General features: G+C 26.9%; 32 protein-coding genes. 28 read left to right on the forward strand and 4 right to left on the reverse strand.

The genetic code is table 11. The features are described 5' to 3' along the window. The first annotated feature begins 121 nt into the window (after positions 1-121). The 10 genes from LW893_RS00445 (at position 122) to LW893_RS00490 (ending at position 10,411) form a co-directional block, all read left to right on the forward strand. A complete protein-coding gene (locus LW893_RS00445; RefSeq protein WP_233055269.1) occupies positions 122-2,032 on the forward strand; it encodes a glucosaminidase domain-containing protein in 1,911 nt (636 codons plus the stop codon). Beyond that, positions 2,032-2,961, forward strand: coding sequence for a DMT family transporter (locus LW893_RS00450; protein WP_233055270.1), 930 nt, complete (start codon positions 2,032-2,034; stop codon positions 2,959-2,961). The genes LW893_RS00445 and LW893_RS00450 overlap by 1 nt, the downstream gene beginning before the upstream one ends. Before the next feature lie 112 nt (positions 2,962-3,073). Then, positions 3,074-3,592: a hypothetical protein gene (locus tag LW893_RS00455; RefSeq protein ID WP_233055271.1), complete on the forward strand. Its 519-nt coding sequence runs from the start codon at positions 3,074-3,076 to the stop codon at positions 3,590-3,592. A gap of 131 nt (positions 3,593-3,723) precedes the next feature. Next, the gene (gene ruvC / locus LW893_RS00460; protein ID WP_233055272.1) at positions 3,724-4,218 is read left to right on the forward strand and encodes a crossover junction endodeoxyribonuclease RuvC; all 495 of its coding nucleotides are present in this window, start codon (positions 3,724-3,726) and stop codon (positions 4,216-4,218) included. A gap of 7 nt (positions 4,219-4,225) precedes the next feature. After that, positions 4,226-4,825, forward strand: a complete 600-nt coding sequence (gene ruvA / locus LW893_RS00465) for a Holliday junction branch migration protein RuvA (RefSeq protein WP_233055273.1) — start codon at positions 4,226-4,228, stop codon at positions 4,823-4,825. 8 nt (positions 4,826-4,833) lie between these two features. Beyond that, positions 4,834-5,841 (forward strand): Holliday junction branch migration DNA helicase RuvB, encoded by a 1,008-nt coding sequence (ruvB, locus tag LW893_RS00470; protein WP_233055274.1) that lies wholly within the window; start codon positions 4,834-4,836, stop codon positions 5,839-5,841. A gap of 109 nt (positions 5,842-5,950) precedes the next feature. Further along, complete coding sequence (locus LW893_RS00475) at positions 5,951-7,438, forward strand: hypothetical protein (protein ID WP_233055275.1); 1,488 nt, start codon at positions 5,951-5,953, stop codon at positions 7,436-7,438. A 131-nt stretch (positions 7,439-7,569) separates the two neighbouring features. After that, the gene (gene queA, locus LW893_RS00480) at positions 7,570-8,613 is read left to right on the forward strand and encodes a tRNA preQ1(34) S-adenosylmethionine ribosyltransferase-isomerase QueA (RefSeq protein ID WP_233055276.1); all 1,044 of its coding nucleotides are present in this window, start codon (positions 7,570-7,572) and stop codon (positions 8,611-8,613) included. Continuing rightward, positions 8,613-9,731 carry a tRNA guanosine(34) transglycosylase Tgt gene (gene tgt, locus LW893_RS00485; protein ID WP_233055277.1) on the forward strand — a complete coding sequence of 373 codons (1,119 nt, stop codon included), beginning with the start codon at positions 8,613-8,615 and terminating at the stop codon, positions 9,729-9,731. Before queA ends, tgt begins: the two co-directional genes overlap by 1 nt. A 2-nt stretch (positions 9,732-9,733) precedes the next feature. Further along, on the forward strand, positions 9,734-10,411 hold the full coding sequence (locus LW893_RS00490) for an SdpI family protein (protein ID WP_233055278.1): 678 nt from the start codon (positions 9,734-9,736) through the stop codon (positions 10,409-10,411). A gap of 18 nt (positions 10,412-10,429) precedes the next feature. Here the strand turns inward: LW893_RS00490 and LW893_RS00495 are convergent, their stop codons facing one another. Genes LW893_RS00495 through LW893_RS00505 form a run of 3 tightly spaced genes read right to left on the reverse strand, consistent with a single transcriptional unit; the run spans position 10,430 to position 13,516 of the window. Next, positions 10,430-11,545: an ABC transporter permease gene (locus LW893_RS00495; protein ID WP_233055279.1), complete on the reverse strand. Its 1,116-nt coding sequence runs from the start codon at positions 11,543-11,545 to the stop codon at positions 10,430-10,432. Next, complete coding sequence (locus LW893_RS00500; protein ID WP_233055280.1) at positions 11,535-12,587, reverse strand: ABC transporter permease; 1,053 nt, start codon at positions 12,585-12,587, stop codon at positions 11,535-11,537. Before LW893_RS00500 ends, LW893_RS00495 begins: the two co-directional genes overlap by 11 nt. Further along, a complete protein-coding gene (locus LW893_RS00505) occupies positions 12,587-13,516 on the reverse strand; it encodes an ABC transporter ATP-binding protein (protein WP_233055281.1) in 930 nt (309 codons plus the stop codon). Before LW893_RS00505 ends, LW893_RS00500 begins: the two co-directional genes overlap by 1 nt. A gap of 159 nt (positions 13,517-13,675) precedes the next feature. Between LW893_RS00505 and LW893_RS00510 the strand changes: the two genes are divergently transcribed. Further along, the gene (locus tag LW893_RS00510; RefSeq protein WP_233055282.1) at positions 13,676-14,701 is read left to right on the forward strand and encodes a sensor histidine kinase; all 1,026 of its coding nucleotides are present in this window, start codon (positions 13,676-13,678) and stop codon (positions 14,699-14,701) included. Between the two features lies 1 nt (position 14,702). Further along, on the forward strand, positions 14,703-15,302 hold the full coding sequence (locus tag LW893_RS00515; RefSeq protein ID WP_233055283.1) for a response regulator: 600 nt from the start codon (positions 14,703-14,705) through the stop codon (positions 15,300-15,302). A gap of 118 nt (positions 15,303-15,420) precedes the next feature. Here the strand turns inward: LW893_RS00515 and LW893_RS00520 are convergent, their stop codons facing one another. Next, positions 15,421-16,212 carry a hypothetical protein gene (locus tag LW893_RS00520; RefSeq protein ID WP_233055284.1) on the reverse strand — a complete coding sequence of 264 codons (792 nt, stop codon included), beginning with the start codon at positions 16,210-16,212 and terminating at the stop codon, positions 15,421-15,423. A gap of 220 nt (positions 16,213-16,432) precedes the next feature. On the opposite strand from LW893_RS00520, the gene LW893_RS00525 reads away from it, so the two are divergent. Genes LW893_RS00525 through LW893_RS00600 form a run of 16 tightly spaced genes read left to right on the forward strand, consistent with a single transcriptional unit; the run spans position 16,433 to position 26,813 of the window. Continuing rightward, positions 16,433-16,771 (forward strand): Asp23/Gls24 family envelope stress response protein, encoded by a 339-nt coding sequence (locus LW893_RS00525; protein ID WP_233055285.1) that lies wholly within the window; start codon positions 16,433-16,435, stop codon positions 16,769-16,771. Positions 16,772-16,780: 9 nt separating this feature from the next. Next, entirely contained in the window at positions 16,781-17,191 is a 411-nt protein-coding gene (gene nusB, locus LW893_RS00530; protein WP_233055286.1) for a transcription antitermination factor NusB, read from the forward strand. Positions 17,192-17,206: 15 nt separating this feature from the next. Continuing rightward, the gene (locus tag LW893_RS00535) at positions 17,207-17,554 is read left to right on the forward strand and encodes a hypothetical protein (protein ID WP_233055287.1); all 348 of its coding nucleotides are present in this window, start codon (positions 17,207-17,209) and stop codon (positions 17,552-17,554) included. Positions 17,555-17,568: 14 nt separating this feature from the next. Beyond that, positions 17,569-18,768, forward strand: a complete 1,200-nt coding sequence (xseA, locus tag LW893_RS00540) for an exodeoxyribonuclease VII large subunit (RefSeq protein ID WP_233055288.1) — start codon at positions 17,569-17,571, stop codon at positions 18,766-18,768. Continuing rightward, complete coding sequence (gene xseB, locus LW893_RS00545; RefSeq protein WP_233055289.1) at positions 18,758-19,015, forward strand: exodeoxyribonuclease VII small subunit; 258 nt, start codon at positions 18,758-18,760, stop codon at positions 19,013-19,015. The genes xseA and xseB overlap by 11 nt, the downstream gene beginning before the upstream one ends. Next, complete coding sequence (locus LW893_RS00550; protein WP_233055290.1) at positions 19,015-19,863, forward strand: polyprenyl synthetase family protein; 849 nt, start codon at positions 19,015-19,017, stop codon at positions 19,861-19,863. The genes xseB and LW893_RS00550 overlap by 1 nt, the downstream gene beginning before the upstream one ends. Next, entirely contained in the window at positions 19,863-20,597 is a 735-nt protein-coding gene (locus tag LW893_RS00555; protein ID WP_233055291.1) for a TlyA family RNA methyltransferase, read from the forward strand. Before LW893_RS00550 ends, LW893_RS00555 begins: the two co-directional genes overlap by 1 nt. Positions 20,598-20,606: 9 nt before the next feature. After that, on the forward strand, positions 20,607-21,059 hold the full coding sequence (locus LW893_RS00560) for an arginine repressor (protein ID WP_233055292.1): 453 nt from the start codon (positions 20,607-20,609) through the stop codon (positions 21,057-21,059). Positions 21,060-21,066: 7 nt separating this feature from the next. Further along, entirely contained in the window at positions 21,067-22,785 is a 1,719-nt protein-coding gene (recN, locus tag LW893_RS00565; RefSeq protein ID WP_233055293.1) for a DNA repair protein RecN, read from the forward strand. Then, complete coding sequence (locus LW893_RS00570; protein ID WP_233055294.1) at positions 22,770-23,303, forward strand: NUDIX hydrolase; 534 nt, start codon at positions 22,770-22,772, stop codon at positions 23,301-23,303. The genes recN and LW893_RS00570 overlap by 16 nt, the downstream gene beginning before the upstream one ends. After that, positions 23,291-23,902 carry a site-2 protease family protein gene (locus LW893_RS00575; RefSeq protein ID WP_233055295.1) on the forward strand — a complete coding sequence of 204 codons (612 nt, stop codon included), beginning with the start codon at positions 23,291-23,293 and terminating at the stop codon, positions 23,900-23,902. The genes LW893_RS00570 and LW893_RS00575 overlap by 13 nt, the downstream gene beginning before the upstream one ends. Continuing rightward, positions 23,902-24,636 carry a segregation and condensation protein A gene (locus tag LW893_RS00580; RefSeq protein WP_233055296.1) on the forward strand — a complete coding sequence of 245 codons (735 nt, stop codon included), beginning with the start codon at positions 23,902-23,904 and terminating at the stop codon, positions 24,634-24,636. Before LW893_RS00575 ends, LW893_RS00580 begins: the two co-directional genes overlap by 1 nt. Further along, positions 24,629-25,210, forward strand: a complete 582-nt coding sequence (gene scpB / locus LW893_RS00585; protein ID WP_233055297.1) for an SMC-Scp complex subunit ScpB — start codon at positions 24,629-24,631, stop codon at positions 25,208-25,210. Before LW893_RS00580 ends, scpB begins: the two co-directional genes overlap by 8 nt. Continuing rightward, entirely contained in the window at positions 25,197-25,889 is a 693-nt protein-coding gene (locus LW893_RS00590; RefSeq protein ID WP_233055298.1) for a pseudouridine synthase, read from the forward strand. The genes scpB and LW893_RS00590 overlap by 14 nt, the downstream gene beginning before the upstream one ends. Continuing rightward, positions 25,889-26,278, forward strand: coding sequence for a hypothetical protein (locus LW893_RS00595; RefSeq protein ID WP_233055299.1), 390 nt, complete (start codon positions 25,889-25,891; stop codon positions 26,276-26,278). Before LW893_RS00590 ends, LW893_RS00595 begins: the two co-directional genes overlap by 1 nt. Continuing rightward, positions 26,259-26,813, forward strand: a complete 555-nt coding sequence (locus tag LW893_RS00600) for a tRNA (mnm(5)s(2)U34)-methyltransferase (protein WP_233055300.1) — start codon at positions 26,259-26,261, stop codon at positions 26,811-26,813. The genes LW893_RS00595 and LW893_RS00600 overlap by 20 nt, the downstream gene beginning before the upstream one ends. Position 26,814: the final 1 nt, after the last annotated feature.

Raw genomic sequence — 26,814 nt, forward strand, 5'->3', positions numbered from 1 at the left:
AACACTTTTGTAATATTTTTGTAATTTTTATCGTTTATTTTTAGCTATTTCTTGTTTTTGTATTAAAAATATGTTAAAATTATCAGTAATATTATATTTTTGATATTAATAGGAGGAATTTATGAAATTAACTAAGAAAGTTTTACTATGTTCTCTAGTTGTAAGTAATCTATTAGTTTTTAATAATACACTTGGAAATGAAAAGATTGTAAAAGCTTCTGAGTACAGAAATAGAATTTTTTATGATAATAGTGGAAAACCTGCAACTGGTTGGTATGATGATGGTAAGGCTTGGTACTATTTTAAAAATGGTAAAAAACTTACTGGTTATGCTACAGATGGAAATGGTAAAAAATATTTTTATGAAGGTAAATATGCATCTGGTTGGTTCGATGACGGAAATGCATGGTATTTCTTCAAAGACGGTTCTAAACTTGTAGGTTACGGTGTAGACGGAAATGGAAAGAAATATTTCTACAATGGAAAGTATGCATCCGGTTGGTTTAATGATGGAAATGCATGGTATTTCTTCGAAGACGGCTCTAAACATAGTGGCTATGGAACAGATGGAAACGGAAAAAAATATTTCTACAATGGAAAGTATGCATCTGGTTGGTTTGATGATGGAAGTGCTTGGTACTTCTTTAAAGACGGATCTAAACATCGTGGATATGGTGTAGATGGAAATGGAAAGAGATTTTTTGATAATGGTAAATATGCTAACTGGTGGTATGATGATGGAACTGCTTGGTATTTCTTCCAAGATGGAGTAAAATTCACAGGTAGAGCAAAAGATGCATCAGGAACAAAAGATTTCATTAATGGTAAATATGCTTCATCAGCAAGAAATAAATATAAAGATGGTATTTTCTATGATGAAAATGGTGGTCCTGCTAACGGATGGTATAGTGACGAAACTGCATGGTATTTCTTTAAAGACGGATACAAACATCGTGGATATGGAGTAGACGGAAATGGAAAGAAATATTTCTACAATGGAAAGTATGCATCTGGTTGGTATGATGATGGAAGTGCTTGGTACTTCTTTAAAGACGGATCTAAACATCGAGGATATGGTGTAGATGGAAATGGAAAGAGATTTTTTGATAATGGTAAATATGCTAACTGGTGGTATGATGACGGAACTGCTTGGTATTTCTTCCAAGATGGTGTGAAATTTACAGGTAGAGCAAAAGATTCATCAGGGACAAGAGATTTTGTAAATGGTAAATACTCAACAAATGTAAAGAAAAAATATAAAGATGGTTTATTCTATGATGATAATGGAGTTCTTGCATCTGGTTGGTATGATGATGGAAGTGCATGGTATTTCTTTAAAAATGGAAATAAACTAAGTGGATACGGATATGATGCTAATGGAAAGAAATTTTTCTATAATGGGAAATATGCTGCTGGTTGGTATGATGACGGAACAGCATGGTATTTCTTCCAAGACGGAGAAAAATTTACTGGAAAAGCAAGAGATGAATCTGGACTAAGAGATTTTGTAAATGGTAAGTATAGAAAAGTTACTTCTCAATCAGAATTTATAGATAAGATTACTCCAAGTGTCTTAAAAGCTGTAAAAGGTAAGGGATTATTCCCTTCAATTGCTATTGCACAAGCTTGTTTAGAAACAAGATATGGTAATGACGGATTATCACCTGCGCCAATTTACAATTTATTTGGAATAAAGGCTGCTAAGAATACACCTGCTTCCAGATATGTTGAAATAAAGACAGCTGAATATAATGATAATGGTGAAAAATATTATATAATTGCTAAATTTATGAAGTTCACCGATTATGATGATTCTTGTGAATATTATTCAAATTTATTTACAAGAAATAGTTGGCTTAGAGATTACTATAAAGGTGTTTTAGCTGCTAAAACTCCAGAAGAAGCTGCAAATGCATTAACTGGAACTTATGCAACAGATCCAAATTATGGTAAAAAACTATTAGAAATAATAGAAAAACATGGTTTAAAAGCTTTAGATAAAAAAATATATAAAAATGGAGTAAAACCTTAATGAAAAAATTTAAGAATGAATTTATTGGTATTTCCTCAGGTTTTCTATGGGCAGTTAATGGCTTGGTATTATCCGTATTACTAGGAAGTGAGTTAATGAAAAACTATAGTGAGGCAATTGTGTTTTTCCTACCATTAGTTTTTGCAGGATTCAACGATTTGTTTGCGGGATTACTAGTACTTGGATATGATAAGTTTTTAGGAAAATTGAAGCTATTTTTACCTTCATTAAAAACAAAAACTGGAAAATGGGTTTGCTTAGCAGGCTTGATTGGAGGACCTGTTGGACAATGTTCATATATAATGGGAATTTCTCTTGCAGGACCAGCTTATGCTATTCCAATTTCAGCATTGTGTCCAATGTTTGGTACAATTTTATCTTTTATATTTTTGAAAGAAAAAATTAATTTAAAAACATTTATTTGTATTGTTGGTTGTATAATAGGAACATTTGTACTTTCTTATGAAGAACCTTCAGGAAATTATCCTTATTTTTACTTAGGAATATTATTTTCTCTAATAGCAGGTTTTAGTTGGGGACTTGAAGCTACTATTGTAACTTATGCAACCAAGGAAGAACTTGATGAAGAAATAATACTAACAATAAGGGAATTAATTTCAGGAATAAGTATATTATTCTTAGTATTGCCTTTTATGAAACTTTTTGGTGGTTTTGTTACTACAATACAAAGTTTTGATATATTAAAATATTTATTCTTTGCAGGTTTCTTTGCAGGTTTAAGTTATCTACTTTACTATAAGGGAATGAACTTAAATGGTGTATCAAAAGGAATGGCATTGAACAGCACATTTAGTTTATGGAGTGTTGTATTATCAGTAATATTTTTATCAACACCTCTTACTATGTTTTTAGTAGTAGGGGTAATAATTGTAACAATATCAATAATTGGCCTATCATTTAATGGCTAACATTCTTAATACGATTTATAAAAAAATTTAATTATTTTACTATAAACTATTTATTTAAAATTAAAAATGTAGTATAATAAATATATATGAAAAATAAAAGGAGGAAATTTGTATGCATCCAATGTTACAAAAAAGCGTAGACACAGGTTACATGAAAGAAGAACATGGTCTATATATCGAAGAAGCTATTGCTAAGGGAGAAACTTTAATTATTTCAGGACATAGATCTGCTGGAATTAGACCATTCATGGCAGCTATTATGGCTGTTGCTAAAGGTTCACATAAGACTGTTCAAGTTAAAGATGAAGCTGGAATCGAAGCTGCAAGTGATGTAGATTATATTTTAATTCCTGCACTTACAGAAGAAAACTGCGAATCAATGGTTCAAGCAGCTTTCAATAAAAAAGGAATGTCAACTATTACTTTCAAAGAAACTGAACTTAAATATTCAATGATGAAAATCATGAAAACTCAAGCTAAAGAAGTTGGAGATTTAAGCAAAGTTGTTCATTTAATTGAATGTAGAAAATTAGATGGTATTCCACATTTAATTAACTTTAGTAAAATGACTTATGACGAAAAAGGAAAAGTTAAGAGAGAAGATTTACTAAGCTGTGAAGATTACGAATAAGATTAAGAGCAAGAATTTAATTCTTGCTTTTTTTGTGCATAAAATTACTTTATTAGATAATTATAAAATAATCTTAATTGAAAAATTATGTGTTTTATGTTATCATATTTGTTAGTATTGGAGGATTTTTTGTGATTATTTTTGGATTAGACCCTGGACTTGCAATAGTTGGGTACGGGATTATTGAAGCTATCGGAAATAGAGTGAGACTTATAGATTATGGAGTAATTGAAACTAAAGCAGGAGTTCCACTTCCAGATAGACTTAAAATTATTGATGAAGAATTGAATAAATTAATTGAATTGCATAATGTTGATGAATTAGCAATTGAAGAACTTTTCTTTAACAAGAATGTTAAGACTGTAATAAATGTTGCACAAGCTAGGGGTGTTGAAATTTTATCCTTTACAAAGAAAAATATATTAGCTTATGAATATACTCCTTTACAAGTTAAACAAGCAATTACAGGCTATGGTAGAGCGGATAAAAAGCAAATGCAAGAGAGTATTAAGATGATTTTTAAACTTCAATCTGTTCCAAAGCAGGATGATGCAGCAGATGCTTTGGCAATTGCTCTTTGTCATTTTTTTAGTTTGAAATTTAAAGATCAATTTAGAATGAAATAGGTGTTTTATGTACGAATATATTAGTGGGGAACTTAAATTTATCTACAATGATTATATCGTTATAGATAATGGAGGAATAGGTTATAAGATTTTTACTTCTAACAATACATTATTCAATGTAACTGTTGGAGAATATTATACGATTTATACAGATTATATAGTAAAAGAAGATTATGTTGCTTTGTTTGGATTTAAAACTATGGACGAGCTATCAATGTTTAAATTACTTATAAGTGTAAATAGCATTGGTCCAAAAGTGGCTTGTGGGATTTTATCCTCAATGTCTGTTGATAGTCTAAAATTGACAATAGTTAATGGAGATGCCGTTGCTCTTGCGACTGCAAAGGGTGTTGGAAAGAAAACTGCACAAAAAATTATTTTGGAATTAAAAGATAAAATTTCAATTGATAGTATTAGTAGCAAAGATATTTCTGGAATAGAACCAACTGTAGAAAGTGGAAAAGACTTAGAAAAGAGAGAACTTGTATCTGATGCTCTAGTTAATTTAGGATTTATGAAAAATGATATTGAGAGATTTCTTTCAAGTATAAACATTGATGAAATGGAAATTGAAGATATTATTAAACTTAGTATGAAACAATTATAGGTGTAAGTATGTTTGAAGATTTTGAAGATAGAATTATTGGTACTGGATTTTCAAGAGAAGATATTGAAATAGAAACCAGTTTAAGGCCAAAATGGATTGATGAATACATTGGTCAAGAAAAAGCAAAAGAAAGACTTAAGATTTTTATTGAGGCTGCAAAAACAAGAAATGAGCCACTAGATCACTGTTTACTTTATGGACCACCGGGACTTGGTAAAACAACTCTTGCAAATATTATTGCAAATGAAATGGGTGTTAATATTAGAGTTACATCAGGACCTGCAATAGAAAAGCCAAGTGATCTTGCAAGTATTTTAACAAATTTAAGTAAAGACGATGTTTTGTTTATAGATGAAATTCACAGAATAAACAGAAGTGTTGAAGAAATTTTATATCCAGCAATGGAAGATTATGCTCTTGATATAATAATTGGTAAAGGACCAAGCGCTAGAAGTCTTAGAATTGACCTTGAAAAATTTACATTGATAGGAGCTACAACAAGAACAGGACAATTAACAGGACCACTTCGTGATAGATTTGGAATTATGTTGAGTCTTGAATTATACAGTATTGAAAATTTACAAAAAATAATTACAAGATCTGCTGGAATTTTAGGAGTTGATATTGAACCTGAGGGAGCTCTTGAAATTGCAAGACGTTCAAGAGGAACACCAAGAATTGCAAACAGACTTTTAAAGAGAGTTAGAGATTTTGCACAGGTTAAGAGAAATGGTAAAATTGATTATCAAACAAGTAAAGATGGACTTGATATTTTAGAAGTAGATTCTCTTGGACTTGATACAATAGATAGAAAGATAATAACTACAATAATAGATAATTTTTCAGGTGGGCCTGTTGGAATTGATACAATTGCTGCTTCCACTGGTGAGGAGAGAATAACAATTGAGGATGTTTATGAACCTTATTTACTACAAATAGGATTTCTAAGTAGAACAAGCAGGGGAAGAATTGTAACAGATAAAGCATATAAACATTTTGGTAGAATGAAAAAGTAAAATATATTATTAGTGTATTTCAGAGTATGGACAAAATCTTTACTTTGTCCACACTCTGAGAATTAGCTATATTTTTATATTGTTAATTCTCTTTTTTTTGGAGGATGTAATGAAAAAGATTATTTATTTTCTTTTAGCTTTAATATTTTTAACTTCTTGTGGGTCTTTTGGAAATAAGAATTCTAATGTAAATACAAATGAACTCATATTTTTTAAGGGAGAAAATAGGGAAGTTAGAAACAAAAAACTTATTGAGGATTTAGAGCATTTTGAAAGTGTAATGCTTGAAAAACATCAAAAGGAATATAGATATATTACAGATGAAGATTTTAAAAATAGAATAAAAGAATTAAAATTAAATATAGATAATATTTCTGACAGTGAGTTTGTAGTTGAAATTCAACGAATAATGAGCTATTTTAAAGAAGGACATCTTAGTTTTTTAAATCCAAGTCAGGCTATATTACCTTTTTATTTGAAAACTTTTGATGATGGAACATATATAATCGGAATTGAAAAAGAGTATGAAGAGTATAATTTTAGTAAAGTAAAAAGTATAAATGGAATTAAAATAAAAGATATTAGGGAAAAAGCAAAGGAAATAATTTCTGGAGATAACAAATATAATATTGATTATTGGGTTGACTATTATATAACAGATTTGGATTATCTTGTAGGACTTAAATTAATTTCAAATGTAAATGAAATAAATGTAGTGATTGAAAAAGATAAAAAAGAATTTAATGTAAAGTTTAAACCTAAGATTAATAGGGATGTTAAAACAGAAAAAAGTGAATATTCAAAAACAGAGGAATTTAAGAAAAATAAAGAAAATTATAAAAAATCAATATTAAAATTAATTGAAAAATCATCAGGAAAAGAAAGAGAAAAATTAGAAAATGATTTTAAAAAAATAGACAATTTGGAGTTTGTTACTTGTAATTATATTGGCAAATCTTTTTTAGAAATTGATAATATTCCATATAAGATGAATCCAACACAATCTTATACTTTTGAAACTTTTCCAAAGAGCAATGCAATGGTTCTTCATTATAATAAATGTTTTAGTGAAGAACATAAACCTTTTGACAAATTTTCAGCTGAATTTTTTAATTACATTCGAGATAATAAAGGTTTATTGAAAATTAATAATATAATAATTGATTTAAGATATAATGAGGGAGGAAGCGAAACAGTTTTTCTATCTTTTTTAGATGAGTTAGAAAAGTATGAGAAGGAAAACAAAAATTTAAAAATTCATATTTTAGTAGGAAGAAATACTTTTTCTGCAGGAACAAGTGTAGTATATTCTCTAAAGAAAAAATTTAGAGATGCTACAATTTATGGAGAACCTTTGGCAGGTGGAATATATTCGTCAGGAAATGTAACACAAGATATTTTGCCAAATAGTAAATTAATATTCAGCTATGGACAAAGCTTTTTTGACAAAACAAAAGGTAATAAAAACTTATTTACAGAAAAAGAAATCAAAGAAAATGTATTAATTCCAAATGAAATTTTAAAACCTACAATAAAAGATTATATTGACAATAGAGATTATGTTTTAGAAGAAATATTGAATAGAATGAAAAAGTAACGATTATTACACCGTTACTTTTTTATTGTTAATGAATATTGTATTATTAAAAATTTGAAAAATATTGAAAAACAATATATAATATTACATTGTAGAAGTATTTTATATTTTTTAATAAAGGAAGAGAGTTAATGAATAATTTAAAAACAGATGATTTTGATTTTGAGCTTGATGAGTCTTTGATTGCTCAGTTTCCGCTTAAGGATAGATCAAGTTCAAAACTTTTAGTTGTAAATAGAGAAAATTTTGATTTAGAACATAAAAATTTTAAAAATATTATTGATTATATAAAAAAAGATGATGTTTTAGTAATTAATGATACTAAAGTTATTCCTGCAAGACTTTTTGGAGCGAGACCGGGTAAGGACGAAGCAATTGAAGTTTTACTTTTGAAAAAGCATGAGGATAATACTTGGGAAACTTTGGTTAAGCCCGGAAAGAAAATGAAAATAGGCTCAAAAGTTGAGTTTGGAAATGGAAAATTACTTGGAGAAGTTGTAGGTATAAGTGAAGAGGGAGAGAGATTTGTAAAATTTTCTTATGATGGAATTTTTGAAGAAATTTTGGATGAGCTTGGAACAATGCCACTTCCACCATATATTCACGAAAAATTGGAAGAGAGAGACAGATACCAAACTGTTTATGCAAAACATAATGGCTCAGCCGCAGCACCAACAGCAGGACTTCATTTTACAGATGAACTTTTAAAAGAACTTCAAGAAAAGGGAGTAAAGATTGCAAGAGTTACATTACATGTTGGACTTGGAACTTTTAGACCTGTTAAGGTTGATAATGTTTTGGAACATAAGATGCACAATGAGTACTATGAAATTTCAGAAGAAAGTGTTGAAATAATAAATACAGCAAAGGAAAATGGAAATAGAATTTTTGCAGTTGGAACAACAAGTGTAAGAACTTTGGAAACAGTTTATAAAGAATATGGAAAGATTGTAGCTTGTAAAGGAAATACGGATATTTTCATTTATCCAGGTTTTGAGTTTAAGGTTGTTGATTGTCTTATAACAAATTTTCATTTACCTAAATCAACATTAATTATGCTTGTTAGTGCTTTTGCATCAAAAGAGATAATAATGAATGCATATAATGAGGCTACGAAAAACAAATACAGATTTTTCAGTTTTGGCGATGCAATGCTTATTAAAAAGGAGAAGTAATGGAGTTAAAATACGAATTGATAAAAAAGTCTTCTGACTGTAATGCAAGACTTGGAAAAATATATACAAATAGGGGTGTTATCGAAACTCCAATTTTTATGCCCGTAGGAACGAGAGCCACTGTAAAGGCTATGAATGTAGATGAGTTAAAAGAAATTGGCTCACAAATTATTTTAGGAAATACTTACCATTTATATTTAAAACCTGGTCAAGAAATTATTAGAATGGCTGGTGGACTTCATAAGTTTATGAATTGGGACAAGCCGATTTTAACAGATAGTGGCGGTTTTCAAGTTTTCAGTCTTGGAGATATTAGAAAAATAACTGAAGAAGGTGTAGAATTTAGATCTCATATTGACGGTTCAAAGCATTTTATTTCTCCAGAAAAATCAATGGAAATTCAAAATGATTTAGGCTCTGATATTATGATGGCTTTTGATGAATGTGCACCATACCCTGCAAGTTATGATTATGTAAAAAATTCTATGGAAAGAACTTTACGTTGGTTAAAAAGATGTAAAGATTATCATAAAAATACAGATAATCAAGCGCTTTTTGGAATTATTCAAGGTGGAATGTTCAAAGATTTAAGAAGAGAGTCAGCACTTGCTACAATAGAAATGGATTTACCGGGATATGCTATTGGCGGACTAAGTGTAGGTGAGCCTAAAGATATTATGGTTGAATATCTAAATTATACAGTACAATTTATGCCTGAAAATAAGCCTAGATATTTAATGGGAGTAGGAACTCCGGATTATTTATTTGAAGCTGTTGAAGCTGGAATTGATATGGCTGACTGTGTTCTTCCTACAAGAATTGCAAGAAACGGAACTGCAATGACTTCAAAGGGAAAACTTGTTATAAAAAATGCAAAATACGCAAAGGACTTTGCTCCACTTGATGATGAATGTGATTGCTATGCTTGTAGAAATCATACAAGAGCTTATATAAGACATTTAATAAATGTTGATGAAATATTAGGGGCAAGACTTCTTTCAATTCACAATTTAAGATTTTTACTTAAAACAATGGAAAATATAAGACAAGCAATTAGAGAAGATAGATTTTTAGAATACAAAAAAGAATTCTATAAAAAATATGGATATGAGGACTAAAAATGAATAAATTTTTAAAATTATTGTTAATTTTAGCGATTACTCCGATAATTTTGGCTACAACAGGTTTTGTTGTATTACCATCATCAGTTTTTGCTTATATCAAAGACGGAAAAGAAGTTTTTATCGGATCATATATGATTTTTACATTTGCCATAGCAAATACAGTATTATCATTCTTTGGAATAACATATTTAAGAAGAGTAAAAAAGAAATTTAATGACGAAAATTATCCAATGGGAGTAACAGTTGTTGCATTTATAAACTTACTAATCTCTATTATGTGTAATTACTTTACATTTTCAGTTTTAAAACTAATGTTAAAAAATTCAAAAATGGAAATTCTATTTTATGTAATTAGATTAGTTTTCACTTTAATTGCAATTTTGACTACAATATACGGAATTTATTTGAGAAAAGTAAATAAAGAAAGTGAGTTTGCAATAAGAAACAAATGGACATTAACAAATGATATAGTTTTTACATTAGTAAATAAATTTTCAGGAGTTGTATTTATTGCAGGAGGAGTTTTTATTTCAATTGTAACTTGGATAATAACAAATCAAAATCAACTATATATAACAACAATGTTTACTTTGGGAATTTGTGCTTTATCCTCAAACTATATAAGTAGAACAGTTGGTATGAGATATAAAATGATGTATAAAGAGAAAAAATAAAAATAAAAAAGAAGTCGTTTAAGCGACTTCTTTTAATTTGTAATTTTTTATAAATACTGCTAATAGTAAATAAAACATAATAAATACAGCTTGTGAGCCTATGAATATTAAAAATTGTTCTGAATTTATATTTTGTAAAAAGTGTATAAAATAATATTGTGGCATAAACTTTGAAAGATTTACAACTCCTTGTGGCAATAATCTTACAGGGAAGAATACTCCTGATGAGAATGCCATTACTAGTGTAAAAGCTGCATTTATACCATTTATAACTTTTACATTTTTTGATAATGATACAAATAGTTGTCCAAGTGAAATTGCAGTAAATGAGAAAACTAGAACAGCTAATATAGTATAAATTATATTTGCTTTTGACATATCCAGATTTATTCTTAAAAGTACAATGGAGATGTAGATTGTAGATATAAATATTGCTATAATAATTTGAGCTGCAAATTGTTGTAACATTTGTGATTTTTGAGAATAAGGGGATAGTCCCATTCTCTTTAATAAACTTTCTTTTTTAAATTCTGAATCTATATTAATAATTATAGAAATAACATCCATAAATACAACATAGCTTAGTACTGCAAAAGATGCTGCAAATGCTTCATTTGATTCTTCTTGGTTGTATAATTTTGTATCTACTATTTTAACATCTATTTCTTTATTTAAGGTATCTATAACTTCTTTTTGATCTACATTTGATTTATATCCAGCTAGTGTATAATTCATATATTTGTTTAAATCTATCTTTAAAAAAGTTATATAAGCAGTTTTTGTTGAAGCTAAAAGGGATATAGCTTTTTTATCATTTAGTAAATTTTGTTTAAAATCTTTTTTTATTTCAATAAAAGCTGTAATTTTATTTTCAACTATTTGTTTTTTTGCTTCGTCTTCAGTTATTTGTCCTTCTGTTACATTATGTTTTTCTTTTATATAATTTATAAAAGCTTTTGAATCTTCACTTTTGTCTTGGTCATTAATCATTATATCGAGTTTCATTGCTTTGAATTCTGTTTCTTTAGAGCTTTGACTAGTAAATATAATTAACAAAAGCATAAAAATCATGAAAGAAAATAAAATAGTTTTTATATTTTTAAAACATATTTTTAAATAATTTTTAAAAATCATTATATTTATGCCTCCTTAAGTAAATTAGTGTAATTCCAAATAATATCAATGAAAAAGGAATTATATATTGAATCATTGATATTAAGTAATTTGTATCATTTGCTATATTAACACCCAATAGAGCATTTTCCATATATATTGTTGGATTTATTTTTTTTATGATAGGGAAATTAGTAGTAATTATATTTGTAACTCCTGTTCCCATCATTCCGGAAGTGTAGTTCATTAATAAAATAAGTCCAAGTCCTAACGCCGTTTTCTTTTCTGTTCCCGATTTTATTGATACTGAAAGTAGCATTCCCATTGTTATACCAAAAAACATAATAATTATTATGGTAACAAATGTAGCGAGATAGTTTGTTATTAAAGTTATTCCAAAAACAAATTTTACATATAAAATTAGAAGCAAAGTGTTAAAACCTGAAACTAATAATGTAGATAAAATACCATTAATCAAATATATTGATTTTTTAAGTGGTGAAGCCAGCATTCTTACTGCAAAATCTGATGTTCCATATAAAATGTTATCAATATAAGCAACACCATCAAACATAGTATAAAGACTTGTCATAATTACGATTGAAAAAAGCATCATTTCAACTCCACTTGAGCTTTGATTTTTATTTTCAATGAATTCTTTATTCATATTTTTAATTATTTCAACTTGATTAATTTTTGTTTCTTTTAATTGTTTCACTTGATCAAGTATATTTTTAACAATCATAACTTCAGAATCAGATGATACTATTTTCATTGATAAATCATCTTCGATATATGCTTTATATTCTTTATTTTTTAAATCTGTTAAAACATCTTCTTTAACTTCTTTTAAGTTAAGATGAGGAATTTGTTTTAAAATTGTTATATTTGGGTTATTTTTGTCAATACCAACATTTACAGATTCGAATGATTTTCCAACATTAGGCATAACAATGCAGAAAAATGTTGCTAAAATTAATGGAAAAAAAGTATTCCAAAAAAAAGCCATTTTATCTCTTACTAAAGTAAGTAAGTTAATTTTTAAAGCAGATAAAATTCCCATTATTCTCTAAGCTCCTTTCCAGTCATTTCTAAGAATATATCTTCTAATTTTGGTTTCTTAGAAAAGATTTCTTCATATACAACATTGTTATCATCAAGTAAGTAAATTAATCTTTTAATATTTCCAACATCGTTAGAATAGTTTAAAGTTACTTGATTTTCTTTTACTTCAACGTCAACAACGTCATCTTGATTTTCTAAAATTGAAATAATTTCAGGTTTTATATAACCTACAACTGTAATTTTTTCTTTTACACTAACACCATTAATTAAAGTTTGCATATCTCCTGTTAATATATTTTTTCCATTATCCATAATTGAAATTTTGTTACAAAGATATTCAGCTTCATCTAGATAATGAGTAGTATATAGGATTGATGCTCCGTTATCAGCTAAATTTTTTATTCCGTCTAAAATGAATTTTCTACTTTGAGCATCAACTGCAACAGTTGGTTCATCAAGAATAACTAATTCTGGTTTGTGTGAAATTCCACAAGCGATATTTAAACGTCTTTTAAGTCCACCGGAAAGTTTCTTTTGTAACATTTTTTCATGACTTTGAAGTCCAGTAAATTCTATTGCTTCGTTAACAAGTCTTTTTCTTTCGTTTTTATTTTGAACATATAGTCCGCAAAAATAATCTATATTTTCTCTAACATTTAAGTTTTCAAATACTGCTAGTTCTTGGGGAACAATTCCTATTTTTCTTTTTATATCATATTCGTTTTGAATATCTTTTTTTCCAAAAACCTCGATATTTCCACTATCATATTTTAAAAGAGATAGTATACACATTATTGAAGTTGTCTTTCCACAACCGTTAGGACCTAGTAGTCCAAGAACATCTCCTTTCTCAAGAGATAAATTAAAATGGTCTAAAACAATTTTTTCCTTATATTTTTTTATTAAGTCTTCTACTTTTATAATCATAATTATCACCTCGCAATAATTATATCAATTATTTTTTTGCATTTTTAGTGTAAGATGTAATTTTATGAATATGACAAATGTAATTTTTTAAAAAATATGGTAAAATATATGTATAATATAAATAAAGATAATATTTTTTGATAATAATATGGAGATTTTATGGTATTTTTAAAATATTTTTTACTAAATTTTTTATATTTATTTTCAGATGAATTAAGTTTTACAAATGTAGCAATTTTTAGTTTTGTTTCTTTAATTTTTGTACTTATTATAGAGATTAGGGAAAATTTTTATTCTAGCACAGTTTTGTCAGTTGTTTTTTTAATTGTAATTTACTTTTTTCCTGAATTTAGATTTTTTATGTTCTCTTTTATTTATGCAATATATAGTAAATCAATTTACAATATTCCTATATTTTTTGTATTTTTAATAACTAGAGAATTGAACTTTTTTGCATTGGCATTACTAATCGTTTGTCTTTCACAATATGATAGAGAACTTTATGAAAGAAAAGTCAACTATTATAGAGAATTTTTAAATTTTTATAAATCAAATTATAAATTAAAAAAAGATTTAAAGACATTATATCTTGAAGAAGAAAAAAAGAATTATGAAAATATCTTAAAAGAGAGAGAAAAAATTTCAAGAGAATTGCATAATTCGATAGGTCATACTATTTCAGCATCTGTTCTAGAGCTTAGAGCTTTAGAATTTATGACAGATGATGAAGATGTAAAAACCGCTCTAATTAGAGTTAGAGAAAATCTTTCTGTTGGTCTTGTAGATATTAGAAAAATAATTCACAATATGTATAAATCAGCTTTTGATTTGCAAAGCTCGATAGAAAAAATTATAAATGTTCCAAATGTTAATACGAAATTAATATATAAAATAAAGAATAAAATGAATGAAAATTTAAGTTTTGACATTCTTAGTATAGTAAAAGAAGCATTTACTAATTTTACTAAGTATTCTAATGGAGATACATTTACAGTTAGAATTATAGAGAATGAAAGTTCATATATTATAACAATTTTTGACAATGGAAAGAATATTAATTTTAAAAAAGATGAAGGCTTAGGAATCTCATCTATGGAAGAATTGGCTAGAAAATATAAAGGTCTATTTAATATAATTACCGATGATGGTTTTAAAATAAATATTACAATAGGTAAGGGTGAATAGAGTGAAATTAATAATGGTTGATGATGATGTTCTTGTATTAAATGCACTAAGTACAATTTTAGGCAAAAGTGGTTATGAAATTGTGCTGGCAACAACAGATTCAAAAAAAGCTATTGAAACATACAAAGAAAATAAAGTTGATGTTGTTATTTTAGATATAAGAATGAAAGAAATAAATGGTGTTGATGTTGCAATAGAATTATTAGAATATGATAAAGAAGCTAAGATAATGCTACTTACAACTTTTAATGATAGTGATGATATTATGAGAGGAATTGATAGAGGAGTCTTAGGGGTTATTTTAAAAGATAATGTAGCATCTCTAATTCCTGCGATAGAGAGTGTAAGTCTTGGAAATAAGATTATTGATAATGAATTAAATATTAAGAGTCTTTTTAAAACGACAAAAAAAGAATTTGATCTTTTAACACAAAAGGAAATAGAAATTTTAGAACAGATTGCAAAAGGACTTTCAAATAAAGAAATCTCTGAAAAATTATTTTTAAGTGAGGGAACTGTTAGAAATTATATTTCTGGAATATTAGAAAAATTAGATCTTAGAGATAGAACACAACTTGCAATATATTATTATACAAAATAAAAAAGCCAACTATGTTGGCTTTTTGTTTTTAATAAATATTTAATTATTTAAAGCAAATAAAATTAATAATTGCTTTTGTGAAATGAAAACAATCAAATATTTATTATTTTGATATTAATTAATCTCTATGACTGTTACTATTTAATTCATATACAATTGCTTGAAGTAAATTTGGTTTATGAACAAATGCCTTTTGTGGTAATTTAAATACAGTCTTACCTTGATCATTTCTTACAACAACATTACCTATTTTAGCATAAATATCATATTCATCCCAGTTATATTCTTTACCATTAACTTTGAAATAGTTTTTTGTGATTTCAATCTTTAGACCTTCTTCTAGAATTTTTCTAACAGTTTTGAAGCCTAATCTACGATTCTTTGGATCGTGATATAAGAATTCTACAGTTTCTCCATCATATATTTTTTTCATATATATTGGATAGTTAACTTTAACAAAATCTTCTTGCCAAAGTTTAAATGCTTTTTTAGAATATCCATTACCAGATAAAGATTTCCACTTTCCATTTGCATAATACCAAATTGCTAGAAATTCAATAGGATTAACTGGATTAGATATAAAGAAATAATCTAAATCTTTATAAAGAATCTTTTCGTTATCTTGTTTACCAATAACAACACCATCGTCGTAATAATATAATTTAGGGAATAATACGAATAAATAATATGGTAATACATATGCACATAATATTAAAAATAAAGAAATTCCTCCTACAAGAAGAATAGCTGGTGTCATAGATCCCTTTTTTGTAATATTGTCAATATTACGTACAAAAAGTCTAATAAATGCGAATAAGAAACCATTAAATAATACAAAACATGCTAAAGCAATTAATTTTAAGAATAATTTAAGTCCTTGAGTTTCCTTTTCTGTTCCAAAATTTTTCAAAATGTCACCTCCTTATAAAATATCAAAATTATATAACTATATTGATTATTATTATATAATTAATGATATTTTAGCATAATTAAATTTTCAGTTCAAGATGCTGTTTTTTTAAAAATTTTATAAAATATTAATATTATATAGAATTGCATAAATATTTATTTTTAATTGAATAAATTTACAATTTTTGGTATAATACTTAGTAAGTGGAGGTGTATTAATTATGAATAAAAATAAATATGAAAACGGCAGTATTAAAATATCAAATGATATTTTTTATATGATAACAGCTATGGCAACTCTTGAAGTTGATGGTGTTAAACATATAGTTGGAATCCCTGAAGATGCTGAAAAAATTAATGCAAAAAATTCTAAAAAAGGAATTGAAATTGAATTATCAGAAAATGGAATTCAAGTTTCTGTTAAAGTTGTCGTAGAATATGGACAAAAATTTGAAGAAATTGTTAAGAAAATTCAAGAAAATATAAAATTAAAGATAGAAATAATGACAAGTATTAAAGTATTAGGTGTGAATATTTGTATTGAATCTATTGAAAAGTAGAGAGCTTATATGACAAGAAGTGAAGCACGTGAATGGTGTATGAAGTTGATTTATCAACTAAGTATTAAGGACAGTTTTAAATGTGATGAGATTGAAAGTTTTATAGAATATTTTGAGTTGCCTAGTAGTGAACTTAAATATATTAGAAAAAATTGTAAATCTATAATTGATCACATTGATGAGATTGACAATATAATTAAAGATAATTTAGAAGGTTGTTGGAATTACAATAGAATAGCTAAAATAGATTTGGCAATTTTAAGAATTGCTGTTAATGAAATCTATTACTTAGATGATATTCCTGAGAGTGTTGCAATAAACGAAGCTATAGAAATTGCTAATAAGTATTCTACAGAAGCTTCATATAAATTTATAAACGGTATTCTCGGAACTATAGTAAGATCTAAAAATAACATTTAATTTTAGGAGGCAATTATGGGAATTATTAATACTTTATTGCTTATTGGTTTTGCTGGAATTGTTTGTTCTGGCATTGCAGTTTCAACTTATTTAATTGGAACGGAAGGTACAAAAAGATGGATAGTCTATCCGATTTTTTGTATTGTGTGTTTTGCAATATTCTTGTTTTTTAAACATACAATGATTCCTAAATTATTACCATGGAGAAATGCATATTTAATACTATCATACTATGTTCCATTGGTTTGTAGTTTGAGTGCATTAATTGCAATTCCTAAAAAATCTTTAAAAGCATTAATTGAACATGTATTACCTGCAATAAGTATATTTGCAATTTTTGGAGTTCTTTTAGTGTTATTCTAAATAGGAGAAATTTGATGACAACATTTAAGGTTAAAGAAGTAAGTAAGTATATTGCAAATGTACTTAGAAGAGATTCTTTTTTATCCAATATTAGTGTTGAAGGCGAAGTATCTAATTTTAAAAAATCGGGAGGACATAGTTATTTTAGTATAAAAGATGATGAAGCTATGCTAAAATGCGTTGTTTTTAAAACAGTACCGATTGCACAAAATTTAAATCTTACTGACGGACAGAAGGTTGTTGTAACCGGAACCGTTATGACTTATGAAAAGGGTAGCTACTATCAAATCCTTTGTAAAAATGTTGAAGAGGTTGGGCGTGGAAATTTATATGAACAATTTCTAGCTCTTAAAGAAAAACTTTCAAAAGAAGGCCTCTTTAATGCTGAATTTAAAAAACCTATTCCGAAATTTCCAAAGAATATCGGAGTTGTTACAGCTAAAAATGGAGCTGCTATTCGTGATATCTTAAATACTTTAAGAAGAAGATATAGGATTGCGAATATCTATTTTTATCCTGCAAAAGTTCAAGGAATTGGTGCTAGTGAGGAAATAGCTGAAGGTGTTAAATACTTAGATTCACTCGATTTTATTGATACAATAATAGTCGGTAGAGGTGGTGGTTCTTTTGAAGATTTGAATGCGTTTAATGATGAAAATCTTATTAGAACCATTTTTAATTGTAAAAAACCAATTATTTCAGCAGTAGGTCATGAGATAGATACAATGCTTACGGATTATGTTGCAGATAAAAGAGCAGCGACTCCGACAGCAGGTGCAGAGCTTTCATCAGTGAGTATGGATGAGTTAAAAGAATTTTTAAGTCAAGCTGAGAAAAAACTTAATAAAAATATTTTAGAGGAAATTTCTGCTGAAAAAATTCAGCTAGAACATTTTAAGAAAGAATTGGAATATTATAATCCAGTTAATAGAATTACTACATTAAAAGAAAATCTAGAGAATTTAAGAAAATCATTGGACGAAAAAATAAATGCTGTATTTAAGTATAATAAACAATTACTAGACTTTAAAAGACAATCTTTGGAGATTATTAATCCAACAAGTGTTTTAGAGAGAGGATATAGTATTATTTATAATGATAAAAATGAAATTGTAAAAGATATTAAGGATGTAAATGTAGGAGATTCTTTGAAACTTAAGGTTTCTAATGGAGAAATTATTTCCGATATTAAGGAGATTATAGATGGCAATTAAGTTAGAAAATTACGATAAGGGAATTGAAGAGCTTATAAAAATTGTAAATACTTTAGAAAAAGAACAATTAAGTCTTGAAAAGAGTATTGAATTATATAAAAAGGGAATTAAACTTCATAAAGAATTAGTTGAAATTCTTGAAAAAGAAGAGGGAAGACTTTTCTTATTTGATGAAAATTCAGAGTCTGAAGTTCAAAAATTTGTTGAGAAAACATTAGAAGATGGACAAGTGAGTTTAGAGTTATAATGGACAATTTTTTAAGTTTGATTGAAGAAGATAAAAGAATTATTGAAGATAGACTAGATTTAGTTTATAAAAATCAAAATGAATTCGAAAAAATGTGTGCATATTCTTTTTCTGTTGGTGGAAAGAGGATAAGAGCAATTTTACTTTTAGAGTCTTTTAAAAGTTATAAGGAAGTTTCTGATTTAGCTTTAGACTTTGCTATTTCTCTTGAGCTTATACATAATTACTCTCTTGTTCATGATGATTTACCTGAAATGGATGATGACAAATTTAGAAGAGGAGTTCTTTCTGTTTATGGTAAATTTGGACAATCAAATGCAGTATTGGTTGGAGATGAACTTTTAAATAATGCAAATTTAATTATGTTTAAAGCTATTAAAAAACTTGATAATATTCAAGAGATAAAAAATGCAGTTAGTGCAAGTGAAATTATTCTTAATTCTAGTGGAATAAATGGAATGATTTATGGTCAATTTTTAGATCTTGAAAATAAGGTAGAAGATTTAAGCGATATTGAAAAAATAAATGATTTAAAAACAGGAGAGCTTTTTAAAGCTGCTATTTTATCAGGAGCAAAACTGGCTGGAGCTAGTGATGAAGATTTGCTTCACTTAGAAATCTATGCAAAAAATTTGGGACTTGTTTTCCAACTTCAAGATGATTTATTCGATTTTGAAGAGGATGTTAAACTTAATAAAAAGACTTTTGCAACTGTTCTTGGGAAAAATGAAGTTGAAAAGAAAATTAATGATTTAAATCGTATTTCTTTTGAAGAAATAAATAAAATTTCTGGGAATAAAGATTTCTTTATAGACTTTATAGACTTTATGGCAAAAAGGACATACTAATGGAAAGAGCAGATATTTGTTTAGTAAATTTAGGGCTTGCTAAGTCTAGAACTTATGCTAAAAAGATTATTTCTGAAAAAAGAGCATTTTATGATGGAAAAGTAATAGAAAAAGTGTCCATGCTAATTGAAGATGAAAAGTTAATAACAATAAACTCAACATTTGAAGATACTTATGTTGGCAGAGGGGCAATTAAATTGGACTGTGCAATTAAAAATTTTAATCTCAATTTGAATAATTTAGTTTGTATGGATATAGGAGCCTCAACTGGTGGTTTTACTCAAATCATGTTAAATGAGAATGCTAAAAAAGTTTATGCAATAGATGTTGGTAGAGATCAACTTGTAGATAGTTTATTAAATGATAAAAAGGTTATAAGTCTTGAAAATACAAATTTTAGATATTTAGATTTTGAAATAATTGGAGAAAAAGTCGATTTTATTTCGATAGATGTCTCATTTATTTCTTTAAGATATATCTTTGAAAATTTGCATAAATTTTTAAAAGAAGATAGCTTAATTGTTGCATTAATTAAGCCACAATTTGAATGCGAAGGAAAAAGTCTTAGTAAGAAAGGTATTGTCAAGTCTGAAAAAGTAATTGATAATGTTATTGAGAAAATTAGACTGTATGCTTTAGCTAATAAATTAGAAATTATTTCCATCATTGATTCTCCAATTCTTGGAGGAGATGGGAATAAAGAAAAATTAGCACTTATTAAAGGAGTTTTTTAAGAGGTTTTTATGAAAAAATATACAAGACAAAGAATTATTCTAGATTTAGTTGAAAATAATGAAATAAAAACGCAGGAAGAACTATCAGAATGTTTAGAAAAGAAAGGTATTCGTTCTACACAAGCAACTGTTTCTAGAGATATTAAGGAATTAAAAATTTTAAAAGTTCAAAATAAAAAAGGTGAATATAAGTATAAAGTTGTGGACTCAATTTACGAATCCTTAGATGAAAGATTAAATAAGATTTGTAAACTTGCGATTTTGTCTATAAAACATAATGAAGATATGATACTTATAAAGACTATTCCACATACGGCAAGTATTTGTGGATCATATATTGAAAGTGCCAAGTTGAAAATGGTTAGTGGTATTGTAACTGGTACTGATACTATTTTTATTGCAGTTGATGACAAATCTTTTTTAGATTCTGTAATTGAAGATATAAAGAAACTAGTAAGGTAGGGATTTTATGTTATCTGAATTATATATAAGGAATTTAGCGATTGTTGATGAAATAAAAATTTCCTTTACTGAAGGACTTAATATTTTAACGGGAGAAACAGGAACTGGTAAGTCTATAATTATCGGTGCTATTTCTTTGCTTTGTGGTGGGAGAGCTAATACTTCATCCATAGGCAAACGTGGTGATACTGCTTATGTGGAAGGAGTTTTTTTCCTTTCAGAATATGACGAAACAATAATGAAAAATAAATTTGAATTGCTAGAATTAGATATAGAAATTGAAGATAATATGTTAGTTATTTCAAGAACTGTAAGTAAAAATGGAAGATCAGTTTCAAAGATAAATAATAGAACTGTAAATAATTCTATTCTATCAGAAATAATGATAAATATTTTAAATGTTTGTGGACAACATGATAGCTACACTCTATTTAATAGAACAGATTTTGTTGAGGTTTTAGACAGTTTTTGTGATGATGAATTTAGAAAAAAATTAAGAGAAATAGAAGTACTATATGGAAAAATTAAAAAGACTAGTACTGATTTAAAGAAGTTAAAAAATAGAGTTAATAATTTTGATGAAAATATTGAAGAAATAAAAGCTGAGATTGAAGAGCTTAATAGCTTAGACTTAGAAACATTAGATGAAGAATTCATTGAAAATGAGCTTGATAAATATAATAATAGTCAAGCTATTTTAGGTTGTTGTGGAAATTTAATTGAACTTTTTGATGGCGAGACTTCAGAGGTCAATGCTTTTTCTATTTTGAACGAGATAAATAGAAATATTGCACTTCTTGAAGAAAATGATAAAACTGTTAAATTAAGTGAAGACTTTGAAAATCTTTCTTTTGGTCTAAAAGAGATTTATGCAAAAATACAAGACTATTATTCAAATATTTATATTGATGAAGAAAGTTTAATGATTTTACAAGAAAAATTCAATCTTTTGAACGACTTAAAGAGAAAACTTAAGACGGATAAAAACGGATTAATAAAATATAAAAATTCATTAGAAGAAGATATATATTTACTTGAACATTCAAAAGATTTACTACTGGAAGAAAACAATAAACTTAAAAATTTAAGTGAAGAATATAAAAAACTTGCAAATGAAATTTCAAGTTCTAGAAAAGAAGTTGCAAGAAGAATAGAAAAATTAATTGAAAAAGAACTTTTAGATTTGGATTTAAAAAATTCAATATTTAAAATAGATATAAAAACTAATAATAAAATTACAAATATTGGTTTTGATGAAGTTACTTTTTTAATCTCTACAAATAAGGGAGAAGAGCTTCAAGAAATTTACAAGATTGCATCAGGTGGAGAACTTAGTAGAATTATGTTAGGTTTTAAAAAAGTTTTATCTGATAGAGATAAGATTGCAACTCTTGTTTTTGATGAAATTGATACGGGTATAAGTGGAGTAACTGCTCAGATAGTTGGAGAAAAACTTGCAGAGATTTCTAAAAATCATCAGCTTCTTGTAATTTCGCATTTACCACAAATTTCTGTTTTATCTGATACTCACTTTATAATAAGTAAAGAAACTATCGGAAATGTAACTTTATCTAAAGTTGTATGTGCGAATTATGATGAAAAAGTTATGGAAATTTCAAGGCTTATTGGTGGTGCAAATATTAATGATACAACTATAAGACAATCAAAGGAAATGATTGAAATTGCAAACGAAAAAAAGGAAAGATTAAGATGTACAGAAAAGTAAAAACTGAAGAAATTTTTGATGGTAAAATTTTGAATTTAAAACTAGAATATTTTGAAAAAGATGAAAAAATTTTAAAGAGGGAAATTGTTGAACATAAAGATGCAGTAGCAATTTTTCCAATAGATGAAGAAGGTTTTGTATATTTAGTTAAACAATATAGATTTCCTATTCAAGAAGAATTTCTGGAAATACCAGCAGGACTTGTAGAAGTTGGAGAAAACTATGAACAGACAGCTCTTAGAGAGTTACAAGAAGAAATTGGATTTAGTTCAAAGACTTTAGAAAAAATTTTTGAAGGATATAACAGTGTGGGTTTTTGTACTGAAAAAACAGTAATTTACAGAGCTGATAGTCTATTTGCTTCTAAATTACCAGAAGATGATGACGAGAATTTAAGTATAGTTAGAATTCATTTTGAAGACTTAAAAAGAATGTATTTTAATGGAGAAATAAATGATTTTAAAACAGCAATGGCTATTTTAAATGAGATAAATAGGGGGGTAGTATGGACAGTATAATGGAGCATGTAATCGTTGGAATTGCAGTAATGTTTGTAATTGTTGCTTGTAGAATTTTCCAAGCAAATGTAGCATTAGCTTTGGGAGATGATACACCTAAGAACAATGGTGCAACAAGTTTAAATCCTGCAAATCATATTGATTTAATGGGTTTTATTTGTTTTATAATCTTTAAGTTTGGTTGGGCAAAACCAATGGAAATTAAGATGTCAAATTTTAAAAATAGATTTTGGGGGAAAATAATTTACTCTTTATCAAATGCTTTTATGTGTTTTATAATTGCTTTAATATCAGCGATTTTATATATCAAGATTGGAAAGGATAATGAACTATTATTTTTACTATTTAGAGATATTTTTTCAATAAGTATAGTTTTTGGAATTATTGGATTAATACCTTTACCACCATTTGACGGTGCAATTTTTATAAGTGCTTTTTTATCAAGTGATGTAGAGTATGAATATTTCAAACTTTCAAGTTACACAACTCTAATTTTATTAGCTTTAATAGTTACAAGAACATTTGGAACTTTCCTAACACCTATTGTTTCTGAAGTTGGGAAGCATATACTTAATCTTGCAATTTTGTTGGTGATGTAATGCAATTAATGGTAAATTTAGATGCCTATTCAGGTCCTTTGGATTTATTACTTGACTTAATTTCAAAACAAAAAGTTGATATTTATGATATAGAAATAAGCAAAATAACAAGACATTATTTAGAAGTAATTGAAAATTCTATTCATAGTGAAGATACTGATATTTCTGCTTTTTTGATTATGTCTAGTACTTTAGTTGAAATTAAATCTAGAAGTTTAATTCCAAAAAATACAGACGAAGATGAGGATGAAATTGTTACAAGAGAACAATTGATTGAAAGACTTGTAGAATATAGAAAGTTCAAAAAAGTTGGAGAGTATTTTAGAAATCTTGAAGCTGATGGAAGTAAAGCATATTCAAAAATGCAATCTGATATAACAGAATATATAACAGAAGATAAAGAAATTATTTTGAATACTGACGTAAATGTTTTATTAAATTTAATGGAAAATATTATTAATCAGTATAAAGAGAAAAACGATGAGAGTTCTTTTGATAAAATCATAGAAAAAGATTTATTTCCAATTGAAAAGTATATTTCTATGATAAAGTCAAAATTATATGAGAAAAAAGAAGCCTATTTTGAAGAATTAATTTTTCAAAATGGAACAAAAAGTGAGCTTATAACAATATTTATATCTATTTTGGAACTTGTTAAAAATAATTTTGTTAGGATTTTTCAAGATAAAGATAATAAAATTAAGCTTAATTTAGTGGGGGAAGAAGTTGAATAGTAGAGAATATAAGCAAGTAATTGAACAGTTATTATTCGTTTACGGAGATCCTTTAAAAATTGATGATATTGCAAAAGTATTAGAAATTTCTGTAAAAGAAGCTACTGTTTTAGCTGATGAGTTGGTAGAAGAATTTGAGTTTCAAAAAAGAGGACTTGTTATTCAAAAAATTTCTAACCATTATCAAATAAAGACCAGAAAAGAATATCATGAAACAATTTCAAAGCTGTTTGAAAAAGTTACAATGAAACATTTAACTAACTCAACTTTAGAAACTTTGGCTATAATTGCATATAAACAACCAATTACTAGACAAGAAATTGAAGAGATTAGAGGAGTTAAATGTAATAGTTCTATTGATACTTTACTTTCAAAAGACTTTATTGAAGAGGCTGGAAGACTTGATAGAATTGGAAAGCCAATTATCTATAAAACAACTTTAAATTTTTTAAATCAATTTAATTTAAAATCGTTAAAAGATTTACCTGATATTGAGAAATTCATTTCAGATGAAGAAAAAAATCAAATAGTTGATGATGAAATAAATATGGAAATTGAAGATGAGAATAAATAAATTTATTGCAAATACAGGCTATTGTTCTAGAAGAAAAGCAGATTTGTTACTAGAACAGGGAAAAGTTTTTGTAAATGGAAAACTTGCAGAAAAAGGAATGGAAGTATCTGAACAAGATGAAATAACAGTTGAAGGTAAAAAAATAGCTTTAGAAGAGGTTAAAAGATATTATCTACTAAATAAGCCTATTGGATATTCCAGTACGGCTAAGGCACAAAATCAGGAAAAAATAGTTTTAGATTTAATAGATTCCAAAGAGAGAATATATCCAGTAGGTCGATTGGATAAGGATAGCTTTGGACTTTTACTTTTAACAAATGATGGTGATTTAGCTTTTAGATTAACTCATCCAAAGCATAATGTTGAAAAAGAATACATTGTTCAAGTTGATAAAAAAATTAAAGATGGTGATTTAAATAAACTATCTGAGGGAATAATACTTGAGGGTAGAATGACTAGAGAAGCAAGGTTTGAAATATTTGATTTTAAAAATAATATAGTTAAAGTTTTTCTAAAAGAAGGAAGAAATAGACAGATAAGAAAAATGTTTAAAATATTAGGATATAATGTTGTTTCTTTAGAAAGAGTTGCTTTTGGAAAGATAAAACTTGGAAATTTAAAAATAGGTACTTACAGAAAACTTTGTAAAGAAGAAATAGAATATTTAAGGAGTTTATAATGATAGGATTAAAAAATGCTACGCCAGAAGAATTTGAAGAACTTTATGTTAAATATGGAATTGGCGGAAGTATGGACTTATCTGTTCCAACTTTTTATTTTAGTTTAGTTATGGAAGAAAATATAATTGGATATGTAAAACTAACATTTAGAGATGAAGATTATTATTTAGAAGAGATAAAATACGATGAAGGAATGGAAAAATTTAATAGATTTTTTATAAAATGTATTGCTTATAAAGTATATACAAAAGAAAAGAAGAGCTTTTATTCTAGAATATTCTTTGATGGAATTTCAGGAGTAACTAAAATAAAAGATGATTTATACATTTATGATGTAGACGAAATTTTAGAACAAGGAAAGTGTTGTAGTGGCTGTAATAATAAATAATACTAAGAATTTAATAGAATTTTTTATGGGTAGTTATATCAAAGATGTAAAAGTTGCTGTCGATATGACGGTAGGTAATGGATTTGATTCCAAAAATATTTTGGAAATTGTAAAGCCAGAAAAACTATATTGTTTTGATATACAACAAGAAGCTTTGGATAATTCAAAAAATTTACTTAAAGATTTTTCTAATTATGAATTAATATTAGATAATCATAGAAATTTTGATAAATATGTTAAAGATTATGTTGATTTTGCAATTTATAACCTAGGATATCTACCAAATGGAGATAAATTAATAACTACAAATTCAGTAGATGTTGAAGAAAGTGTAAGAAAATTATTGGATAAATTAAATTCAAAAGGAGTAATTTTTATAACATTTTACATTGGACATCTTTGCGGACAAATTGAGAGCGCAGAAATGTCAAGCTTTTTAAAAACTCTTGATCAAAAAGATTATATAGTTTTGAAGTTTACATTTGAAAATCAAAAAAATTTACCTCCTTATGTAGTTATGATTCAAAAGCGTTAGA

This window comes from Parvimonas micra, assembly GCF_021300775.1.
In the GTDB taxonomy this organism is placed as follows: Bacteria; Bacillota; Clostridia; order Tissierellales; family Peptoniphilaceae; genus Parvimonas.

Excerpts from the sequence above, each read along its gene's own strand:
- LW893_RS00570 (WP_233055294.1), top strand. The coding sequence starts at position 22,770 with ATGTACAGAAAAGTAAAAACTGAAGAAATTTTTGATGGTAAAATTTTG.
- LW893_RS00510 (WP_233055282.1), top strand. The coding sequence starts at position 13,676 with ATGGTATTTTTAAAATATTTTTTACTAAATTTTTTATATTTATTTTCA.
- LW893_RS00450 (WP_233055270.1), top strand. The coding sequence starts at position 2,032 with ATGAAAAAATTTAAGAATGAATTTATTGGTATTTCCTCAGGTTTTCTA.
- ruvB (WP_233055274.1), top strand. The coding sequence starts at position 4,834 with ATGTTTGAAGATTTTGAAGATAGAATTATTGGTACTGGATTTTCAAGA.
- ruvA (WP_233055273.1), top strand. The coding sequence starts at position 4,226 with ATGTACGAATATATTAGTGGGGAACTTAAATTTATCTACAATGATTAT.
- LW893_RS00495 (WP_233055279.1), bottom strand. The coding sequence starts at position 11,545 with ATGATTTTTAAAAATTATTTAAAAATATGTTTTAAAAATATAAAAACT.
- recN (WP_233055293.1), top strand. The coding sequence starts at position 21,067 with ATGTTATCTGAATTATATATAAGGAATTTAGCGATTGTTGATGAAATA.
- tgt (WP_233055277.1), top strand. The coding sequence starts at position 8,613 with ATGGAGTTAAAATACGAATTGATAAAAAAGTCTTCTGACTGTAATGCA.
- queA (WP_233055276.1), top strand. The coding sequence starts at position 7,570 with ATGAATAATTTAAAAACAGATGATTTTGATTTTGAGCTTGATGAGTCT.
- LW893_RS00445 (WP_233055269.1), top strand. The coding sequence starts at position 122 with ATGAAATTAACTAAGAAAGTTTTACTATGTTCTCTAGTTGTAAGTAAT.
- LW893_RS00490 (WP_233055278.1), top strand. The coding sequence starts at position 9,734 with ATGAATAAATTTTTAAAATTATTGTTAATTTTAGCGATTACTCCGATA.
- LW893_RS00505 (WP_233055281.1), bottom strand. The coding sequence starts at position 13,516 with ATGATTATAAAAGTAGAAGACTTAATAAAAAAATATAAGGAAAAAATT.
- nusB (WP_233055286.1), top strand. The coding sequence starts at position 16,781 with ATGACAAGAAGTGAAGCACGTGAATGGTGTATGAAGTTGATTTATCAA.
- LW893_RS00475 (WP_233055275.1), top strand. The coding sequence starts at position 5,951 with ATGAAAAAGATTATTTATTTTCTTTTAGCTTTAATATTTTTAACTTCT.
- LW893_RS00580 (WP_233055296.1), top strand. The coding sequence starts at position 23,902 with ATGCAATTAATGGTAAATTTAGATGCCTATTCAGGTCCTTTGGATTTA.
- LW893_RS00550 (WP_233055290.1), top strand. The coding sequence starts at position 19,015 with ATGGACAATTTTTTAAGTTTGATTGAAGAAGATAAAAGAATTATTGAA.
- LW893_RS00590 (WP_233055298.1), top strand. The coding sequence starts at position 25,197 with ATGAGAATAAATAAATTTATTGCAAATACAGGCTATTGTTCTAGAAGA.
- LW893_RS00525 (WP_233055285.1), top strand. The coding sequence starts at position 16,433 with ATGAATAAAAATAAATATGAAAACGGCAGTATTAAAATATCAAATGAT.
- xseA (WP_233055288.1), top strand. The coding sequence starts at position 17,569 with ATGACAACATTTAAGGTTAAAGAAGTAAGTAAGTATATTGCAAATGTA.
- LW893_RS00560 (WP_233055292.1), top strand. The coding sequence starts at position 20,607 with ATGAAAAAATATACAAGACAAAGAATTATTCTAGATTTAGTTGAAAAT.
- LW893_RS00455 (WP_233055271.1), top strand. The coding sequence starts at position 3,074 with ATGCATCCAATGTTACAAAAAAGCGTAGACACAGGTTACATGAAAGAA.
- LW893_RS00575 (WP_233055295.1), top strand. The coding sequence starts at position 23,291 with ATGGACAGTATAATGGAGCATGTAATCGTTGGAATTGCAGTAATGTTT.
- xseB (WP_233055289.1), top strand. The coding sequence starts at position 18,758 with ATGGCAATTAAGTTAGAAAATTACGATAAGGGAATTGAAGAGCTTATA.
- LW893_RS00500 (WP_233055280.1), bottom strand. The coding sequence starts at position 12,587 with ATGGGAATTTTATCTGCTTTAAAAATTAACTTACTTACTTTAGTAAGA.
- LW893_RS00595 (WP_233055299.1), top strand. The coding sequence starts at position 25,889 with ATGATAGGATTAAAAAATGCTACGCCAGAAGAATTTGAAGAACTTTAT.
- LW893_RS00535 (WP_233055287.1), top strand. The coding sequence starts at position 17,207 with ATGGGAATTATTAATACTTTATTGCTTATTGGTTTTGCTGGAATTGTT.
- LW893_RS00555 (WP_233055291.1), top strand. The coding sequence starts at position 19,863 with ATGGAAAGAGCAGATATTTGTTTAGTAAATTTAGGGCTTGCTAAGTCT.